This window comes from Eikenella sp. Marseille-P7795, assembly GCF_916618725.1.
Classification (GTDB): Bacteria; Pseudomonadota; Gammaproteobacteria; order Burkholderiales; family Neisseriaceae; genus Eikenella; species Eikenella longinqua.
This window is the reverse complement of the sequence record NZ_CAKAJZ010000006.1, coordinates 49,959-67,686: the sequence shown is the minus strand read 5'-3', so window position 1 is coordinate 67,686 and position 17,728 is coordinate 49,959. Positions and strand designations below refer to the sequence as shown.

Below are 17,728 nucleotides of genomic sequence, written 5' to 3'. Positions count from 1 at the left end.
AATTAGCGAGCCCGAAAAACAATACGGGCACGAGATAAATCATAAGGGGTCATTTCTACAGTCACTTTATCTCCTGGTGAGATCCGGATGTAATGCATTCTCATCTTCCCAGAGATATGCCCAAGAACCTCATGACCATTTTCGAGTTTAACTTTAAACGTTGCATTAGGTAAAGTTTCCAACACCTCACCCTGCAGCTGTATAGTATCTTCTTTAGCCATAATTATTCACTGCGACAAAGACTTTCTAGAGGAGTTTTTTTTCATTAAATGCTCATACTGTTGATTCATCCGATATGATGCAACTTGAGTACCAAAATCCATAGTTACAACCACCAAAATTAACAGCGATGTACCTCCAAGGTGAAACGGTATTCCCAGCACTCCAGTAACAAACTCAGGGATCAAGCATATGATAGTAATGTACAAAGTTCCAAATAATGTTAACCTCATCACCACTTTTTCTAAATAATTAGATGTCTGCTCCCCTGGGCGAATACCTGGTACAAAGGCGCCACTCTTCTTTAAATTCTCAGCCATTTCACGAGGACTGAATACCAACGCCGTATAAAAATAGCAAAAGAAAACAATTGCTATAGCAAATACTATAGAATACATTGGCTTATTTGGAGATAAATTCGTTACCACGAACTCAATTAATGTATTATTATCGGCACTTTTACCTAGCCACCCGATTATCTGGGAAGGGAATAAAATAATACTAGATGCAAAAATTGGTGGGATCACCCCTGCCATATTAATTTTAAATGGCAAATGAGTTTTTTGACCTTGTACTATTCGATTGCCCAACTGCCGACGAGCATAATGAACCGGAATTTTTCTTTGTGCGCTTTCAATGTACACAACTAGATAAATCAAACCCAGACTTCCCAGCAAAACAAACAACACCATCATTACACTACTGTTATTTTTCGCTAAATCTAGTAATTGACCAATTGCGCTAGGAAGCGCAGCAACGATGCCTGCTGTAATCAGCAATGAAATTCCATTACCAATTCCTCTCTCCGTCATTTGCTCCCCTAGCCACATCAAAAACATAGTACCTGTGACTAAACAAACAACTGCAGAAATAACAAACTCAAGTCGGCCAACTGTGACAATAGAAGGCTGATAAATAAAAGCAAGGAAAGCTGAAGATTGAACAATTGCCAAAACTAAAGTTGCCCACCTAGTATACTTGGTCAGCGTTCGCCTACCTGCCTCACCTTCCTTTTTTAAAGCCTTCAAAGAAGGTACAACTTCTGCAACCAATTGAATGATAATAGAAGCAGATATATAGGGCATTATCCCTATAGCAAAAATACTAAATCGCTGTAGGGAACCACCAGAGAACAGATTAAACATCCCTATGATTCCAGCCCCTCCTCCTAATGATTCTGCAAGTTTCCCTGCATCAACCCCCGGAACAGGAACATGGGCCCCTATTCGAAAAACAATAAGAGCACCGAGCAAAAATAACAATCTTTTCTTTAAATCCTTCACTTCTGCAACCTTATTGTTTATCTACCACCTAGTTATTTAGCTCAACTTAATGTTAACTTCACTCAACTGAACCGCCAGCAGCCTCTATAGACTGTTTTGCGCCTAATGTCACTTTAACATCTGAACGCACAATAACAGCTTTAGAAAGTGAACCCGTAGCAACTACTTTAACTGCACAAACATTAGAGCCAACCAAGCCACTTTGCTTTAGGAGCAGCAAATTTACTTCCGGGGTAACAACTTTATTCAAGTCAGATAAAGTAATTACCTCAACCCGTTTCATCTGTATAGGCTTAAACCCACGTTTTGGTAAACGTCTCTGCAAAGGCATCTGCCCACCTTCAAATCCTACTTTGTGAAAACCACCAGCTCGACTTTTTTGCCCCTTGTGCCCACGTCCACAGGTTTTCCCCAATCCGCTACCAATGCCACGACCAACTCGTTGCTTTTTCTTAGTAGAACCGATAGCCGGTTGAATAGTATTCAAGAGCATCTTCAATCTCCAACTTTTAAAAGATAACTTATTTTATTAATCATTCCACGATTCTCTGGAGTATCAAGAACCTCTACCGAATGCTGCCTATATCGCAAGCCCAACCCTTGAGCACATTTACGATGTGCTTCAATAGTGCCAATTAAGCTTCTTTCTAACGTCACAGTAATTTTTTTTTGTTCTGCCATACTTAAACTCCCAAATCTTCTACAGTTATACCTCTTTTTGCTGCAATTTCAGCAGGAGTATATAACTTTGCTAACCCATCTAAAGTAGCACGCACAATATTATAAGGGTTAGTAGAGCCATGCACTTTGGCAGAGATATTATGGATCCCCATCGCTTCAAATATTAAACGCATAGGCCCACCAGCTTTCACCCCACTACCTTCTTTTGCTGGCTGCATAAAAACTTTTGTCGCCCCATGCTTTCCAATGACTTCATGATAAATCGTTCCATTATTTAGAGAAACCTTTATCATAGAGCGACGGGCCTGATCCATGGCTTTCTGCACAGCAACAGGTACTTCTTTGGATTTTCCCTTCCCCATGCCAATACGTCCATCACCATCACCAACCACAGTCAATGCAGAAAATGCCATAATCCGTCCACCCTTCACTACCTTGGTGACACGATTCACTGCAACCATCTTTTCAATCAGGCCATCTCCACGCTCTTCTATATCGTGCTTTGCCATTATTTCTAATCCTTAATGAATTGATTTACTTATGAGTTAAATTTCTGAGATTAGAAATTCAACCCATGTTCACGTGCAGCATTAGCCAATGCTTTTACGCGTCCATGATATTGAAAACCAGAGCGGTCAAAAGCAACCCTTTCTATACCAAGCGCTTTAGCCTTTTCAGCAATTACTTTGCCAACCTCTAATGCTGCCTGAATATTACTTCCCGCTTGGATTTTCTCTCGAATTTCTTTGTCCAATGTCGAAGCTTGAGATAGTACGCGAGATCCGCTAGCATCAATTATTTGCGCATAAATATGGTTATTGCTGCGGAAAACACATAATCTAGCCATTCCTAGCTGCCTAATACGAGCCCGCGTTTTATATGCACGACGAACTCTCCTAGTATATTTATCCATTATTAGCAATTCCTTAATTATTTTTTCTTGGCTTCTTTAAGAAGAACCACCTCATCCAAGTAGCGAACTCCTTTACCTTTATAAGGCTCAGGCGGCCTAAAGGCACGAATCTCTGCAGCCACTTGCCCAACCATTTGCTTATCAACTCCTCTCAAGACAATCTCTGTTGGCGATGGAGTTTGAACCACAATACCTTCCGGCATTGAATACACAACAGGATGTGAAAATCCAAGTGACAAATTCAAAACTTGCCCTTGAGCTTGAGCACGATAACCAACGCCAACTAACTGCAGTTTTTTTTCAAAGCCTTCCAGCACACCTTTTACCATGTTCGCAGCAGTCGCCCGGACGGTACCAGATAATGCATTAGATTCTTTCCTATCATCTACTGCAGCAAAGACAAGGTGATTATCAATAAATTGAACAGAAACTCCTTGAGGCACATCCAAGACTAACTGGTTTTCTTTACTCTTTACAATCAACTTGCCAGCATCAACAATGACATCAACACCAGTAGGAATTACCACTGGGCTTTTTGCTATCCTAGACATTTTAAAATGCTCCTCCGACCCACCTTAAGCCACAATACACAACAACTCGCCGCCTACACCAGAGGCACGAGCCTTATGGCCAGTCATTACACCCTTTGATGTACTAACAATAGCAATGCCCAAACCATTCATTACATTAGGAATAGCATCTGCTGCCTTGTACACTCTCAAACCAGGCCTAGAAACCCGTTGAATTTTTTCTATAACTGGCTTACCCAAGTAATACTTCAAACGAATTTCTAGCGTAGGTTTTCCCTCCACCAAAATCGCGAAATCCTCTATATACCCCTCTTCTTTCAATACCTGAGCGAGTGCTTTTTTCAGCTTAGAAGAAGGCATAAGAACAGACGTTTTCCTTGCTTGCTGCGCATTACGGATACGCGTCAGCATATCAGAAATAGGATCATGCATACTCATTTTGTTATCTATCCTCTACTTTACCAACTAGCCTTAATAACACCAGGAATTTCGCCACGCATAGCTATCTCTCTGATCTTTGTACGCCCTAATCCAAATTTACGGAATGTTCCACGCGGACGCCCCGTTAATGCACATCGCCTTCTCTGCCTTACAGGAGCAGCATTACGCGGAATAGATTGAAGCTTTAACCTAGCCTCAAACTTCTCTTGATCTGTAGCAGCAGAATCATGAATCACTGAAAAAATCTCTGCCCTTTTTGCTGAGTATTTACGAGCGAGCGCAACGCGTTTAGCCTCTCGATTAATAAGCGCCTTTTTCGCCATGATCATCCTTTAAATGGAAATTTAAAAAGGGAAAGCAAAGCCTTTGCTTCCTCATCTGTCTTAGCTGTAGTCGTAATAGTGATATTCAAGCCCCTTAGAGCATCAATTTTATCATACTCTATCTCGGGGAAAATGATCTGTTCTCGAACACCCATATTATAGTTACCACGCCCATCAAAAGATTTTCCATTTACTCCACGGAAATCTCTTACTCGCGGCAAAGCAATAGTAATTAAGCGATCCAGAAATTCAAACATTCTCTCTTTTCGCAAAGTAACTTTACAGCCTACAGGATAATTATCTCGTATTTTAAAACCGGCAATAGATTTTCTTGCCAAAGTCACAATAGGCTTCTGACCAGAAATCCTTTCCAAATCAGCAAGCGCATACTCCATCACCTTCTTATCTGCAACAGCTTCCCCAACCCCCATATTCAGGGTAATTTTCTCAATCCGTGGTACCTCCATAATTGACTTATATTCAAACTGCTTAATTAAGGCAGGAACCACAGTATCGATGTAGTACTCTTTCAAACGTGCCATCTCAAATTATCCTCTTAATTGCCTTTACGCAACATCAGAACCCGTTGACTTAAACACCCGGACTCGCTTGACCTGACCACCAGTCTCAACAATCTTAATAGTCACACGGTCAGCCTTCTGCGTTTCTTTATTTAAAAGCGCCACCTTAGCAATATGGATCGGCATACTCTTCACGATCACACCACCTTCCACACCACGCAACGGATTCGGTTTTTGGTGGCGCTTAACCAAGCTTACCCCATCAACAATTACCTTATCCCCAATAACTTTGAGCACTTGACCCTTTTTCCCCTTATCCTTGCCAGAAATAACAACGACTTGGTCGCCTTTAATAATTTTATTCATCACCACACCTCTTGGATTACTGATTTCTAAATAACCTCAGGAGCCAAAGACACAATTTTCATAAACCTTTCCGTACGCAATTCACGCGTAACGGGGCCAAAAATACGCGTACCCATAGGCTCCAACTTAGCATTCAATAGAACAGCTGCATTATTATCAAACTTAATCAATGCACCATCAGGGCGACGAATACCCTTTGCCGTGCGCACTACAACAGCATTATACACATCGCCTTTTTTTACCCTTCCACGAGGCGCAGCATCTTTTACGGACACTTTAATAATGTCGCCCACGCTAGCATAGCGACGCTTGGATCCACCCAACACCTTAATACACATTACTCGGCGCGCACCAGAGTTGTCAGCAACATCCAAAATTGTCTGCATCTGAATCATTTTTAACTTACCTTTATCAACTAACCAACTTAATCTATTTATCTGATAACCATAAATAAATCAGTATTGGCCCCGCTTAGGGAGAGACTTCTAAAGAAAAATAGAAGTGAAGAGAGCGGGAGTATACAGTCTTACAAAAAACGCTGCAAGTCCCGCTCGCTAAAAATACATCAAATTTACAACTAAATTATCTGGGATTTTTCAATCACGCGCTCAACTACCCAAGCTTTTGTCTTTGAAAGAGGACGGTGCTCAGCAATCACAACTATATCTCCTACCTTGCACTCGTTATACTCATCATGCACATGAATTTTCGTAGAACGCTGGATAATTTTTCCGTATAGCGGGTGTTTCACGCGACGCTCAACCAAAACAGTCACTGTTCTGTCCATCTTATCGCTGACAACTTTACCCTGCAACGTCCGAACAATTCTCGCGTTACTCATGACTCTGAACTCCCTTTCTCAGCCAATTTAGTTTTAATTCGTGCAATATCCCGACGAATTCTTTTTAGCTCACTATTCTTATTCAGTTGGCCTGTTGCATGTTGCATACGCAAGCTAAACTGCGTCTTCAACAAATCAATCAAATCAGCTTCCAGTTGGCTTCGCGATTTATCTTTTAGCTCAAGCATCTTCATTATTTACCTACCTGCCGAGACACAAAAGTTGTACGAATAGGCAATTTTGCAGCAGCTAACGCAAATGCCTCCCTAGCCAAAGCTTCAGACACTCCATCCATTTCATAGAGTACTTTACCAGGCTTAATTTCGGCTACGTAATATTCAACAGAACCCTTTCCCCCGCCCATACGAACCTGAATCGGCTTTTCAGTAATAGGTTTATCAGGGAAAACTCGAATCCAAATACGACCACCTCGCTTAATATGACGAGTCATGGCACGGCGAGCAGCTTCAATTTGACGAGCAGTTAATCGTCCTCGCCCAATAGCCTTCAATCCAAAGTTACCAAAACTTACATCATATCCATTAGTAGCAATACCTGTATTACGGCCTTTATGCTGCTTACGGTATTTCATTCTAACCGGCTGTAGCATGACGACCACCTCCTTTTCTGCGTTTATGTTCTTGGTCGGAATTTTCTACTACTTGACCAGCTTCACCTTTATACACCCATACCTTCAATCCAATTACACCATAAGTGGTATGAGCTTCACTGGTAGCATAGTCAACTTCCGCACGCAGAGTATGCAATGGCACGCGACCTTCTCGATACCATTCACTACGCGCAATATCAGCACCATTCAACCGACCAGAGGTCATTATTTTGATACCTTTGGCTCCAGTCCTCATAGCATTTTGCATTGCACGCTTCATGGCTCGACGAAATTGCACACGTTTCTCTAGTTGCTGTGCAATACCATCTGCAATTACTTGAGCATCCAATTCAGGCTTGCGAATTTCTTCGATATTCACATGCACAGGAACGCCCATCAAACCTTGCAAATCGCGCTTTAATATTTCAATATCCTCCCCCTTCTTACCAATAACCACACCCGGTCGAGCAGTATGAATAGTAATACGGGCAGACTTAGCAGGGCGTTCAATCACCACACGCCCTACCATGGCATTAGCTAACCGCTTCCGCAGATACTCACGTACCTCAATATCCTGCTTCAAAACAGCAGAAAACTCCGTGCTCTTAGCAAACCACTTGGATGACCAATCTTTAGTTACAGCCAAGCGAAAGCCAGTTGGATTAATTTTTTGTCCCATAGCTTTTCCTTAGTTTCCCACCGTCACGTTAATATGACATGTTTGTTTCTCAATACGATTACCGCGACCTTTTGCTCTTGCACGGAACCGTTTCAGACTAGGCCCTTTATCAACGAAAATAGTAACAACCTTGAGCTCATCAATGTCAGCACCTTCGTTGTGTTCGGCATTTGCAATAGCTGACTCTAACACTTTTCTGATCAACTCAGCACCTTTTTTAGTGCTAAAAGTCAGAATATTCAAGGCTTGCTCTATGTCTTTACCACGGACCAAATCAGCTACTAACCGTGCTTTTTGAGCAGAAATACGGGCATTTTTGTGTTGTGCAGATACTCTCATGATTCACCTTATTTCTGGGCTTTTTTATCAGCCAAATGTCCCTTAAAGGTACGAGTCAATGCAAACTCACCCAGCTTATGTCCTACCATATTATCGCTGATAAATACAGGGACATGCGTACGCCCATTGTGTACAGCAATCGTCAACCCAATAAAATCAGGCAAAATTGTAGAACGGCGCGACCATGTTTTAATCGGACGCTTATCATTGCTTGAACGAGCAGCATCCACCTTTTTGAGTAAATGCAGGTCTACATATGGGCCTTTTTTCAATGAACGAGCCATATCAATTAACCTTTATTTGAGTAGCGACGGCGGACAATCATATTATCCGTACGCTTATTATTACGAGTCCGGTAACCTTTAGCAGGCGTACCCCACGGGCTAACAGGTTCGCGAGCTTCACCAGTACGACCTTCACCACCACCATGCGGATGGTCAACAGGGTTCATCACCACACCACGAACCGTCGGGCGAATGCCTCGCCAACGATTAGCACCGGCTTTACCAATTTTTTTCAGGCTTTGCTCTTCATTGCCAACTTCGCCAATGGTAGCCCGACAATCGATATGGATCTTACGAACCTCACCAGAACGCAGGCGAACTTGAGCATAAATCCCTTCTTTAGCCAGCAAAACAGCCGAAGCCCCAGCAGAACGTGCAATCTGTGCACCTTTACCCGGTTTCATTTCGATGCAATGTACAGTAGTACCTACCGGAATATTACGGATGGGCAAAGCATTACCTGCTTTAATCGGCGCCTCCGAACCAGAAACCAATACTGCACCTGCTTCCACATTACGTGGCGCAATAATATAACGGCGCTCACCATCTGCATAGCAGAGCAAAGCAATGAACGCAGTTCGATTAGGATCATATTCGATACGCTCAACCTTAGCAGGGATACCATCTTTATCACGCTTAAAATCCACGATACGATAATGATGCTTATGGCCACCACCCTTATGGCGAGTAGTGATGTGTCCATTGTTATTACGGCCAGCAATAGAATTTTTCTTTTCTAGCAAGGGCGCATAAGGTGCACCCTTATGCAGACCTTCTGCAACAACGCGCACCATACCGCGGCGACCTGCAGAAGTCGGCTTCATTTTTACAATAGCCATAGTATTTATTCCTTATCTGCAGCTGCTGCAACGGCTTCCAAATCCAGCTCCTGTCCGGCAGCCAAGCCAACATAAGCCTTCTTAACGTTACTGCGCCGACCCAAAGAGCGGCCAAAACGTTTCACTTTGCCTTTGATTGCAACAGTGGTTACAGAGGCTACCTGAACACCAAACAACAACTCTACAGCTGCTTTAATTTCAGCTTTAGTAGCATCAGGCAGTACCTTAAAAGTCATCTGATTACGTTTTTCGGCCAGCAGATTGCTCTTTTCAGATACAACAGGAGCCAAAATTACTTTCATCAAGCGTTGTTGATTCATACCCATTGCTCCTCAAGTTGCGCAACTGCCTCTTTGGTAATCACCACTTTTTTGTAACGCAGCAAGCTATACGGATCAATCTGTTGAGCTTCTAAAACCAGCACATTAGGCAGGTTGCGAGAAGACAAGTACACATTCTCATCCAATTGCTTGGTAACAAACAATACCTGTTCCATACCCAAATTCTTTACCTGCTCGGCAAAAGCTTTGGTTTTCGGCGTAGCAGCAGACAGCTCTTCAATAACGTACAAACGTTCATCCCGAACCAGCTGAGACAAGATCGTTGCAATACCTGCACGATACATCTTACGGTTTACCTTCTGAGTAAAATTCTCTTCAGGCTTATTCGGGAATATACGACCACCCCCTCTCCACAAAGGAGAAGAAGTCATACCGGCACGAGCACGGCCAGTCCCTTTTTGACGCCACGGTTTCTTAGTAGAGTGCTTCACTTCAGCACGAGTCAACTGTGCGCGATTGCCGGAACGGGCATTTGCCAAAAACGCAGTAACCAGCTGATGAACCAAAGCCTCATTATACTCACGCGCAAACAGGGCATCGGAAGCAGCAAGGCTACCTGAAACTTGGCCTTTACTATCAATTACTTTCAATTCCATTATGCACCTACTTTCACGCTAGGGCACACAACCACATCACCATTGACAGCACCAGGCACAGAACCCTTAACCAACAGCAGGTTGCGCTCCGCATCCACACGAACCACCTCTAAGCACTGCACAGTCGAAGTAGTGTTACCATACTGACCAGCCATGCGCTTACCAGGGAACACTCGACCCGGATCTTGGTTCATACCAATAGAACCAGGAACACGATGGGAACGGGAATTACCGTGAGAAGCACGCTGCGCACCGAAGTTATGGCGTTTAATCGTACCAGCGAAACCTTTACCTTTAGAGGTACCGGTTACATCCACCAACTGACCAGCTTCGAAAATAGCAACAGTTACTTCATCGCCAACTTTCAGCTCAGCCAATTTTTCTTCAGACAAAGCAAACTCGCGCAAACCGCGACCTGCCTCAACACCCGCTTTCGCAAAATGCCCGGCACCCGCCTTATTCACATGGCTTGCTTTTTTCTGACCAAAGGTAACCTGAACGGCAGCATAGCCGTCGGTATCTTTGGATTTTACCTGAGTGACGCGATTAGGAGACATTTCCAACACGGTTACCGGCACGGAAACACCTTGCCCGGTAAACACGCGGGTCATCCCCACTTTGCGCCCAACCAGACCTAAAGTCATGATTTTTCCTTATATAACAAGGGGTCAGCTACGATTGGCCGACCAATGGACAAAACAAAAAACTCGGCTTTAAATGCCAAGTTGCGAACTATACTACATTTTCACTAATCTTTTCAAGAAGAACTTCCGTTTTCCTCATACTCTTTCCCTTTGGCAGCAACATACGCAACATTAAACTTCTGCAACCACGCATTCCTGTTACCTGTTTTCAGGTAGCCAATTCCTAGCATCTATAAAGAGGCTACCTGAAAATACCAAGCCATCCATCAAACAAAAAGCCGAACAACAAAAGTCGTTCGGCTTTTAATCTGCAAGCAGCGATTACTGAACTTTAATTTCCACATCCACGCCGGCAGGCAGATCCAGCTTCATCAGCGCATCAGTAGTTTTGTCAGTCCAATCCACGATGTCCATCAGGCGCAAGTGGGTACGGATCTCCAACTGCTCACGGGAAGTTTTGTTCACGTGCGGAGAACGCAGGATGTTGAAACGCTCGATCTTGGTCGGCAACGGAATCGGGCCTTTTACCACGGCACCGGTACGTTTGGCGGTTTCAACGATTTCCTGAGCCGAACGGTCGATCAGACTGTAATCATAAGCTTTCAGACGGATACGGATTTTTTGGTTTGCCATTTATTCGTTATCCTTCTTAAGCAATCACAGAAGCAACCACACCGGCACCTACCGTACGGCCACCTTCGCGAATCGCAAAGCGCAGACCTTCTTCCATCGCAATCGGGGCAATCAGTTCTACGGTAATGGTTACGTTCTCACCAGGCATTACCATCTCTACGCCGGGTTCGAGCTCTACGGCACCAGTTACGTCGGTGGTGCGGAAGTAGAACTGCGGGCGGTAGTTAGCAAAGAACGGTGTGTGACGGCCGCCTTCTTCTTTGCTCAATACATACACTTCGGCTTTGAACTTGGTGTGCGGGGTGATGCTGCCGGGTTTGGCCAATACTTGGCCGCGCTCTACTTCTTCGCGTTTGGTGCCGCGCAACAGTACGCCTACGTTGTCGCCTGCCTGGCCTTCATCGAGCAGTTTGCGGAACATTTCGACGCCGGTGCAGGTAGTTTTCTGGGTGGGTTTCAAACCGACGATTTCGATTTCGTCGCCAACGTGGATGACGCCGCGTTCTACACGGCCGGTTACCACGGTGCCACGGCCGGAGATGGAGAATACGTCTTCAATCGGCAGCAGGAAGGGTTTGTCAATGGCGCGCTCGGGGGTGGGGATGTAACTGTCGAGGGCGGCGGCCAGTTCGAAGATTTTTTCTTTGTAGCCGGCATCGCCTTCGAGGGCTTTGAGGGCGGAACCTTGTATGATGGGGCAGTCATCGCCGGGGAAGTCGTAGCTGGAGAGCAGGTCGCGGATTTCCATTTCTACGAGTTCGAGCAGCTCGGCGTCATCTACCATGTCGCATTTGTTCATGAATACGAGGATGTAGGGTACGCCTACCTGACGGGCGAGCAGGATGTGTTCGCGGGTCTGGGGCATGGGGCCGTCGGCGGCGGATACAACGAGGATGGCACCGTCCATCTGGGCGGCACCGGTAATCATGTTTTTCACGTAGTCGGCGTGTCCGGGGCAGTCTACGTGAGCGTAGTGCCGGGTCTCGGTTTCGTATTCTACGTGGGCGGTGTTGATGGTGATGCCGCGGGCTTTTTCTTCCGGGGCGTTGTCAATCTGGTCGTAGGCTTTAGCCTGTCCGCCAAATTTCTCGGCCAAAATGGTGGTCAGCGCTGCGGTCAGCGTGGTCTTACCATGGTCAACGTGACCAATGGTGCCAACGTTTACGTGCGGCTTGCTACGTTCGAATTTTTCCTTAGCCATGAGCTAATTCCTTTTCATATAAAAGATCGATTAAAAGAACAAAAGGCCACCTGAAAATCTTCAATCCAAACCTGAAATATTTTTCAGGTAGCCCATAAAGACTGCCCGTTTTAACGGACAGCCGAGGTGCAAAGTTAGCCTTTGCGGTCTGCTACTACTTTTTCTGCCACATGAGCCGGAGCTTCTGCGTATTTCTTGAACTCCATGGTGTAGGTGGCGCGGCCTTGAGTGGCGGAACGCAGGTCGGTTGAGTAACCGAACATCTCGGCCAGCGGCACTTCGGCGCGAACTTTCTTACCGCCGATGCCGTCGTCATCCATACCCAGCACGATGCCGCGGCGGCGGTTCAGGTCGCCCATCACGTCGCCCATGTACTCTTCCGGCGTTTCCACTTCTACAGCCATAATCGGCTCGAGCAGAACCGGAGAGGCCTTACGCATACCGTCTTTGAAAGCCATGGAAGCGGCCAATTCAAACGCGATTTGCGAAGAGTCCACATCGTGGTAAGAACCGAAGGTCAGGCGTACGCGCACATCCACCACCGGATAACCGGCCACGATACCGTTTTGCAGCGTATCGCGGATACCTTTATCCACAGACGGGATGAATTCGCGCGGAATCACGCCGCCTTTGATTTCGTCGATAAACTCGTAACCCGCACCGCCCGGCTCCATCGGCTCCATTTTGATCACAACGTGACCGTACTGGCCTTTACCGCCGGACTGTTTAACGTGCTTGGCTTCGGACTCGACTTCTTTGCGGATAGTTTCGCGGTAGGCCACCTGCGGCGCACCCACGTTGGCTTCCACGCCGAATTCGCGTTTCATGCGGTCCACGATAATTTCCAAGTGCAACTCGCCCATACCGGAAATAATGGTTTGGCCGGATTCTTCGTCGGTACGCACGCGGAAAGAGGGGTCTTCCTTAGCCAAACGGTTCAGGGCGATACCCATTTTCTCTTGGTCGGCCTTGGTTTTCGGCTCAACGGCAATGTGGATTACAGGCTCAGGGAATTCCATACGCTCCAAGATAATCGGGGCGTTTTCGGCACACAGGGTTTCACCGGTGGTTACGTCTTTCAAACCGATGGCGGCGGCGATGTCGCCAGCGCGCACCTCTTCGATTTCGGTACGGTCAGCGGCAGTCATCTGCACCAAACGGCCGATACGCTCACGAGTACCTTTTACAGAGTTCAATACGGTATCACCGGATTTCACCACGCCGGAATAAACACGGATGAAGGTCAGCTGGCCAACGTATTTGTCGTTCAACATTTTGAACGCCAAAGCGGAGAATTTCTCGTCATCGCTGGCTTGGCGGCTGTCGGCCTCTTCGGTATCGGGATTCACGCCCTGCACCGGAGGAATATCGGTGGGCGCAGGCAGCAATTCCACCACCGCGTCCAGCATACGCTGAACACCTTTGTTTTTGAACGCAGAGCCGCACAGCATCGGCTGGATTTCGCCGGCCAAAGTACGCTGGCGCAAAGCACCGACGATTTCTTGTTCGGTCAGCTCTTCGCCGCCCAAGTATTTGTCCATCAGCTCTTCGTTAGCTTCGGCAGCAGCTTCAATCATGTTCTGACGCCACTCTTCGGCAGTAGCTACCAAATCGGCCGGAACATCGCCATATTCGAAAGTCACGCCTTTATCGGCTTCGTTCCAAATAATGGACTTCATCTTCAGCAGATCGACCACGCCTTCGAATTTATCCTCGGCACCCACCGGAATCACGATCGGCACAGGATTGGCGCGCAAGCGGTTTTTCATCTGCTCAACCACGCGGAAGAAGTTGGCGCCCTGGCGGTCCATTTTATTCACAAACGCCAAACGCGGCACTTGGTATTTGTTGGCCTGGCGCCATACGGTTTCAGACTGAGGCTGAACGCCGCCTACCGCGCAGTAAACCATTACCGCGCCGTCCAACACACGCATAGAACGCTCTACCTCTACGGTAAAGTCCACGTGTCCGGGGGTGTCAATGATGTTGAAGCGGTGCTCGGGGAACTGCTTCGCCATACCGGACCAATAGGAAGTCACGGCAGCGGAGGTAATGGTAATACCGCGCTCCTGCTCTTGCTCCATGTAGTCGGTAGTGGCCGCACCATCATGCACCTCGCCCAGCTTGTGAGTCAGGCCGGTGTAGAACAGAATACGTTCGGTAGTGGTGGTTTTGCCCGCATCAATGTGGGCGGAAATACCGATATTACGGTACAGATTAATCGGGGTTTTACGAGCCATGTTGGTCGCCTTTCAAAATTAGAAGCGGAAATGAGAGAAGGCTTTGTTGGCTTCGGCCATGCGGTGAACTTCTTCACGTTTCTTCAACGCACCGCCGCGGCCTTCGGCTGCATCCATCAACTCACCGGCCAAACGCAAATCCATGGATTTTTCGCCACGTTTGCGGGCCGCATCGCGCACCCAGCGCATCGCCAGCGCCAAACGGCGGGAAGGACGAACCTCAACAGGAACCTGGTAGTTGGCACCACCAACACGGCGGCTTTTCACTTCCACGATCGGTTTGGCATTATCGATGGCTTCGTTGAACACTTCGATGGCTTCTTTGCCCTGTACTTTCTTGGCAATCTGCTCCAGCGCGCCGTATACGATGCGCTCGGCAACGGATTTCTTACCGTCCACCATCAGAACGTTCATGAATTTGGTCAGTTCAACGCTGCCGAACTTCGGATCCGGCAATACGTCGCGCTTGGGGACTTCTCTACGTCTTGGCATTTCAATTTCCTTTAATCTATTCAGCTGGGATTCATTCCCGCGAATGCCCATAGCAAGCATTCACTTACTCGGCCGTTATATCAACAAGAGCGGCCGACGTGCCTGTATTAAAAAATTATTTCGGGCGTTTGGCACCGTATTTGGAGCGAGCCTGTTTACGGTCTTTCACGCCGGCGGTATCCAGAGAACCGCGAACGGTGTGGTAGCGCACACCCGGCAAGTCTTTCACACGACCGCCGCGAATCAGCACCACGCTGTGCTCTTGCAGGTTGTGGCCTTCGCCGCCGATGTATGAAATCACCTCAAAGCCGTTGGTGAGGCGCACTTTGCATACTTTACGCAAAGCGGAATTCGGTTTTTTCGGAGTGGTGGTGTACACACGGGTGCATACGCCGCGTTTCTGCGGGCAGGCTTCCAGTGCGGGCACCTTGTTTACGTACTCGGGCTTTTTGCGGCCCTTGCGTACTAACTGGTTAATAGTTGGCATATTTTCTCGTCCTGTTGAGTTAAATATTTGCCGACACCATGCCGGCAAGAGCGGAATTATAGTTCTTTTGCAAGCGGTGGGTCAATGGTGGTGGCGGAATATACCTTAGCTTTTCGTGGTTTACGGGCGGCTCTGTTGTTTTCCGCACAACGCCGCGCTGCTTGCGGGCATGGCGCACATGGCGTGCGGCAGGGCAACACAGCCTGCCGTATCCCGTATTCGCACGCGCTTGAGGCTACTTGAAAATATAGCGCGTTGCTGCGGAGTGGAATTTTTCAGGTAGCCTCTTGCAAACCATGAAGCGTGGCAACAAAGAACAACAAAAGGAAAAGGCTACCTGAAATTGCCGGGCACGGTTTTTCAGGTAGCCTCTTGCAGCTATATATAAAGCATCGCTTTCAGGTAGCCGCTATTTGATTGCGTTGCGGATCACGCCCATGATGCTGCGGGTGATGGTGCGCGTGATTTGCTTGTTTACCTGGCTGCCGAGCGAATCGGCCAGGTCGTAGCCGAGGCCCTGGTTGGCGCGTTTGCGGCTGCCAAACAGGCCGCCGAGGAAGCCGTCCACCACGCCGCCCTGGCTGCGTTCAGCTTTTTGCGCGCTCGCGGCGGCGCTGCTTTGGGCTTTGGCTTCGGCGGCCGCTTGGGCGGCTGCGGCCTGCTCCTGCTCCAACTGTTGCAGGGCTTCATAGGCGGAGAAGTTGTCCACCGCGTCTTTGTAGTGGCGGTAGAGGATGTCGTTTTGGAAGCGGCTGTCGCGCTCGGCGGCGGCAAGCGGGGCGAGCTGGGATTGCGGCGGCAACACGAAGGCGCGTTCCACCACGCCGGGCATGCCTTTTTCATCAAGGAAAGACACCAGCGCTTCGCCCACGCCCAATTCGGTAATCACTTGCGCCACGTCGAGCGTGGGGTTGCTGCGGAAGGTTTCGGCAGCGGCGCGCACGGCTTTTTGGTCGCGCGGAGTGAAGGCGCGCAGGGCGTGCTGCACGCGGTTGCCAAGCTGGCCGAGCACGGTATCGGGCAGGTCGAGCGGGTTTTGGGTGACAAAATACACGCCCACGCCTTTGGAGCGGATGAGGCGCACCACTTGCTCAACTTGTTTGAGTAGGCTGTCGGCGGCGCTGTCGAACAGCAGGTGGGCTTCGTCGAAAAACATAACGAATTTGGGCTTATCCAAATCGCCGACTTCGGGCAGGGTTTCAAACAGTTCGGCCAGGAACCACAGCAAAAAGGCGCTGTAGAGGCGGGGCGATCGCATGAGCTTTTCGGCGTTGAGGATGTTGATCACGCCTTGGCCGCCTTCGGTTTGCAGCCAGTCTTGCAAGTTGAGCTCGGGCTCGCCGAAAAACACGTCGCCGCCTTCGCTTTCCAGCTGCAGCAGCTGGCGCTGGATGGCGCCGACGCTGGCGGCGGAAACGTTGCCGTATTGGGTGCGGTATTCTTTGGCGTGTTCGGCCACGTATTGCAGCATGCCGTGCAGGTCTTTCAAATCGATCAGGTGCCAGCCTTGGTCGTCGGCGGCTTTGAATACGAGGTTAAGCAGGCCTTCCTGGGTGTCGTTCAGGTTCATCAAGCGGGAGAGCAGCATGGGGCCCATTTCGGAAATGGTAACGCGCACGGGGATGCCGGTTTCGCCGTACACGTCCCAAAAGCGCACGGGAAAACCTTTCAGGTAGCCTTCCGCATCCAGCCCGAATTGGGCGATGCGCTCGCCCACTTTGCCTTGGCCGTCGCCGGGATTGGCGATGCCGGAGAGGTCGCCTTTCACGTCGCTCATGAATACGGGGATGCCGGCGGCGCTGAAGCTTTCGGCCATTTTGCGCAGGGTGACGGTTTTGCCCGTGCCGGTGGCGCCGGCAATCAGGCCGTGGCGGTTGGCCATTTGGCCGAGCAGGAATAACTCGCGGCTGTCGGCGATGCTGTGGGCGATGTGGAATTGCGCCATCGTGCTTCTCCAAGGGGATTGATAACGGGCGATATTGTAGCGGAATCGCGGGGTTTGACGGCAAATTTGTTGGGAGCAGCGCGCCGGGATGGTTTTCAGGTAGCCTTATCCTCGATGGTTGAAAGGCTACCTGAAAACCGTTGGCCTGATTGCAGGCTGCCTGCCTGGTAGCTCCAGCCAAAAGGCTACCTGAAAAACAGAAGCCGAGCCCCGCCAGCATTTTTCAGGTAGCCTCCACACCCCAAACAGCGCATAATACGCCCGTTTGCACCCGCCCGGA

At 48.2% G+C, this 17,728-nt stretch carries 28 protein-coding genes; all 28 read right to left on the bottom strand.

Translation table 11 applies throughout. The annotated features are described in order from the left end of the window. Nucleotides 1-2: 2 nt before the first annotated feature. The 28 genes from infA to LG371_RS09230 all read right to left on the bottom strand — a co-directional run bounded on the left by infA (nucleotide 3) and on the right by LG371_RS09230 (nucleotide 17,448). Nucleotides 3-221, bottom strand: coding sequence for a translation initiation factor IF-1 (infA, locus tag LG371_RS09365; protein ID WP_082890800.1), 219 nt, complete (start codon nucleotides 219-221; stop codon nucleotides 3-5). A 6-nt stretch (nucleotides 222-227) separates the two neighbouring features. Then, nucleotides 228-1,502: a preprotein translocase subunit SecY gene (gene secY / locus LG371_RS09360; protein ID WP_225748339.1), complete on the bottom strand. Its 1,275-nt coding sequence runs from the start codon at nucleotides 1,500-1,502 to the stop codon at nucleotides 228-230. 58 nt (nucleotides 1,503-1,560) lie between these two features. After that, nucleotides 1,561-1,995, bottom strand: coding sequence for a 50S ribosomal protein L15 (rplO, locus tag LG371_RS09355; protein ID WP_225748338.1), 435 nt, complete (start codon nucleotides 1,993-1,995; stop codon nucleotides 1,561-1,563). Between the two features lie 2 nt (nucleotides 1,996-1,997). Beyond that, on the bottom strand, nucleotides 1,998-2,183 hold the full coding sequence (gene rpmD, locus LG371_RS09350) for a 50S ribosomal protein L30 (protein WP_082890799.1): 186 nt from the start codon (nucleotides 2,181-2,183) through the stop codon (nucleotides 1,998-2,000). Nucleotides 2,184-2,185: 2 nt separating this feature from the next. After that, nucleotides 2,186-2,692 (bottom strand): 30S ribosomal protein S5, encoded by a 507-nt coding sequence (rpsE, locus tag LG371_RS09345; protein ID WP_067594797.1) that lies wholly within the window; start codon nucleotides 2,690-2,692, stop codon nucleotides 2,186-2,188. A gap of 50 nt (nucleotides 2,693-2,742) precedes the next feature. Further along, entirely contained in the window at nucleotides 2,743-3,096 is a 354-nt protein-coding gene (rplR, locus tag LG371_RS09340) for a 50S ribosomal protein L18 (RefSeq protein WP_067594794.1), read from the bottom strand. Nucleotides 3,097-3,113: 17 nt separating this feature from the next. Then, the gene (gene rplF / locus LG371_RS09335) at nucleotides 3,114-3,647 is read right to left on the bottom strand and encodes a 50S ribosomal protein L6 (protein WP_067594790.1); all 534 of its coding nucleotides are present in this window, start codon (nucleotides 3,645-3,647) and stop codon (nucleotides 3,114-3,116) included. Nucleotides 3,648-3,671: 24 nt separating this feature from the next. Beyond that, on the bottom strand, nucleotides 3,672-4,064 hold the full coding sequence (rpsH, locus tag LG371_RS09330; protein WP_067594787.1) for a 30S ribosomal protein S8: 393 nt from the start codon (nucleotides 4,062-4,064) through the stop codon (nucleotides 3,672-3,674). A gap of 20 nt (nucleotides 4,065-4,084) precedes the next feature. Next, on the bottom strand, nucleotides 4,085-4,390 hold the full coding sequence (gene rpsN / locus LG371_RS09325; RefSeq protein WP_082890798.1) for a 30S ribosomal protein S14: 306 nt from the start codon (nucleotides 4,388-4,390) through the stop codon (nucleotides 4,085-4,087). Nucleotides 4,391-4,392: 2 nt separating this feature from the next. After that, a complete protein-coding gene (rplE, locus tag LG371_RS09320; protein WP_067594784.1) occupies nucleotides 4,393-4,932 on the bottom strand; it encodes a 50S ribosomal protein L5 in 540 nt (179 codons plus the stop codon). 24 nt (nucleotides 4,933-4,956) lie between these two features. Continuing rightward, nucleotides 4,957-5,277, bottom strand: a complete 321-nt coding sequence (gene rplX / locus LG371_RS09315) for a 50S ribosomal protein L24 (protein ID WP_067594781.1) — start codon at nucleotides 5,275-5,277, stop codon at nucleotides 4,957-4,959. Nucleotides 5,278-5,303: 26 nt separating this feature from the next. Then, a complete protein-coding gene (rplN, locus tag LG371_RS09310; protein WP_067594778.1) occupies nucleotides 5,304-5,672 on the bottom strand; it encodes a 50S ribosomal protein L14 in 369 nt (122 codons plus the stop codon). 182 nt (nucleotides 5,673-5,854) lie between these two features. Further along, nucleotides 5,855-6,118 carry a 30S ribosomal protein S17 gene (gene rpsQ / locus LG371_RS09305; protein WP_225748337.1) on the bottom strand — a complete coding sequence of 88 codons (264 nt, stop codon included), beginning with the start codon at nucleotides 6,116-6,118 and terminating at the stop codon, nucleotides 5,855-5,857. Continuing rightward, nucleotides 6,115-6,312 carry a 50S ribosomal protein L29 gene (gene rpmC, locus LG371_RS09300; protein WP_067594772.1) on the bottom strand — a complete coding sequence of 66 codons (198 nt, stop codon included), beginning with the start codon at nucleotides 6,310-6,312 and terminating at the stop codon, nucleotides 6,115-6,117. Before rpmC ends, rpsQ begins: the two co-directional genes overlap by 4 nt. Beyond that, the gene (gene rplP / locus LG371_RS09295; protein ID WP_067594769.1) at nucleotides 6,312-6,728 is read right to left on the bottom strand and encodes a 50S ribosomal protein L16; all 417 of its coding nucleotides are present in this window, start codon (nucleotides 6,726-6,728) and stop codon (nucleotides 6,312-6,314) included. The genes rpmC and rplP overlap by 1 nt, the downstream gene beginning before the upstream one ends. Beyond that, complete coding sequence (gene rpsC / locus LG371_RS09290) at nucleotides 6,712-7,407, bottom strand: 30S ribosomal protein S3 (RefSeq protein WP_067594766.1); 696 nt, start codon at nucleotides 7,405-7,407, stop codon at nucleotides 6,712-6,714. The genes rplP and rpsC overlap by 17 nt, the downstream gene beginning before the upstream one ends. Nucleotides 7,408-7,416: 9 nt before the next feature. Continuing rightward, nucleotides 7,417-7,746 (bottom strand): 50S ribosomal protein L22, encoded by a 330-nt coding sequence (rplV, locus tag LG371_RS09285; RefSeq protein ID WP_225748336.1) that lies wholly within the window; start codon nucleotides 7,744-7,746, stop codon nucleotides 7,417-7,419. 8 nt (nucleotides 7,747-7,754) lie between these two features. After that, nucleotides 7,755-8,030, bottom strand: coding sequence for a 30S ribosomal protein S19 (rpsS, locus tag LG371_RS09280; RefSeq protein WP_082890797.1), 276 nt, complete (start codon nucleotides 8,028-8,030; stop codon nucleotides 7,755-7,757). A gap of 5 nt (nucleotides 8,031-8,035) precedes the next feature. Further along, nucleotides 8,036-8,869 carry a 50S ribosomal protein L2 gene (rplB, locus tag LG371_RS09275; protein WP_082890796.1) on the bottom strand — a complete coding sequence of 278 codons (834 nt, stop codon included), beginning with the start codon at nucleotides 8,867-8,869 and terminating at the stop codon, nucleotides 8,036-8,038. A gap of 5 nt (nucleotides 8,870-8,874) precedes the next feature. Further along, a complete protein-coding gene (rplW, locus tag LG371_RS09270) occupies nucleotides 8,875-9,189 on the bottom strand; it encodes a 50S ribosomal protein L23 (RefSeq protein ID WP_197903895.1) in 315 nt (104 codons plus the stop codon). Then, nucleotides 9,186-9,806: a 50S ribosomal protein L4 gene (rplD, locus tag LG371_RS09265; RefSeq protein ID WP_067594753.1), complete on the bottom strand. Its 621-nt coding sequence runs from the start codon at nucleotides 9,804-9,806 to the stop codon at nucleotides 9,186-9,188. The genes rplW and rplD overlap by 4 nt, the downstream gene beginning before the upstream one ends. Next, nucleotides 9,806-10,450: a 50S ribosomal protein L3 gene (gene rplC / locus LG371_RS09260; protein ID WP_225748335.1), complete on the bottom strand. Its 645-nt coding sequence runs from the start codon at nucleotides 10,448-10,450 to the stop codon at nucleotides 9,806-9,808. Before rplC ends, rplD begins: the two co-directional genes overlap by 1 nt. A gap of 321 nt (nucleotides 10,451-10,771) precedes the next feature. Continuing rightward, entirely contained in the window at nucleotides 10,772-11,083 is a 312-nt protein-coding gene (rpsJ, locus tag LG371_RS09255; RefSeq protein ID WP_002642322.1) for a 30S ribosomal protein S10, read from the bottom strand. A gap of 16 nt (nucleotides 11,084-11,099) precedes the next feature. Next, nucleotides 11,100-12,284, bottom strand: coding sequence for an elongation factor Tu (gene tuf / locus LG371_RS09250; protein ID WP_067589334.1), 1,185 nt, complete (start codon nucleotides 12,282-12,284; stop codon nucleotides 11,100-11,102). 134 nt (nucleotides 12,285-12,418) lie between these two features. Next, on the bottom strand, nucleotides 12,419-14,524 hold the full coding sequence (gene fusA / locus LG371_RS09245; RefSeq protein WP_067593110.1) for an elongation factor G: 2,106 nt from the start codon (nucleotides 14,522-14,524) through the stop codon (nucleotides 12,419-12,421). A gap of 18 nt (nucleotides 14,525-14,542) precedes the next feature. Continuing rightward, nucleotides 14,543-15,016: a 30S ribosomal protein S7 gene (gene rpsG / locus LG371_RS09240; protein ID WP_067593114.1), complete on the bottom strand. Its 474-nt coding sequence runs from the start codon at nucleotides 15,014-15,016 to the stop codon at nucleotides 14,543-14,545. A 115-nt stretch (nucleotides 15,017-15,131) separates the two neighbouring features. Further along, on the bottom strand, nucleotides 15,132-15,503 hold the full coding sequence (gene rpsL, locus LG371_RS09235) for a 30S ribosomal protein S12 (protein ID WP_003824684.1): 372 nt from the start codon (nucleotides 15,501-15,503) through the stop codon (nucleotides 15,132-15,134). A 409-nt stretch (nucleotides 15,504-15,912) separates the two neighbouring features. Continuing rightward, the gene (locus LG371_RS09230) at nucleotides 15,913-17,448 is read right to left on the bottom strand and encodes a helicase HerA-like domain-containing protein (protein WP_225748334.1); all 1,536 of its coding nucleotides are present in this window, start codon (nucleotides 17,446-17,448) and stop codon (nucleotides 15,913-15,915) included. Nucleotides 17,449-17,728: the final 280 nt, after the last annotated feature.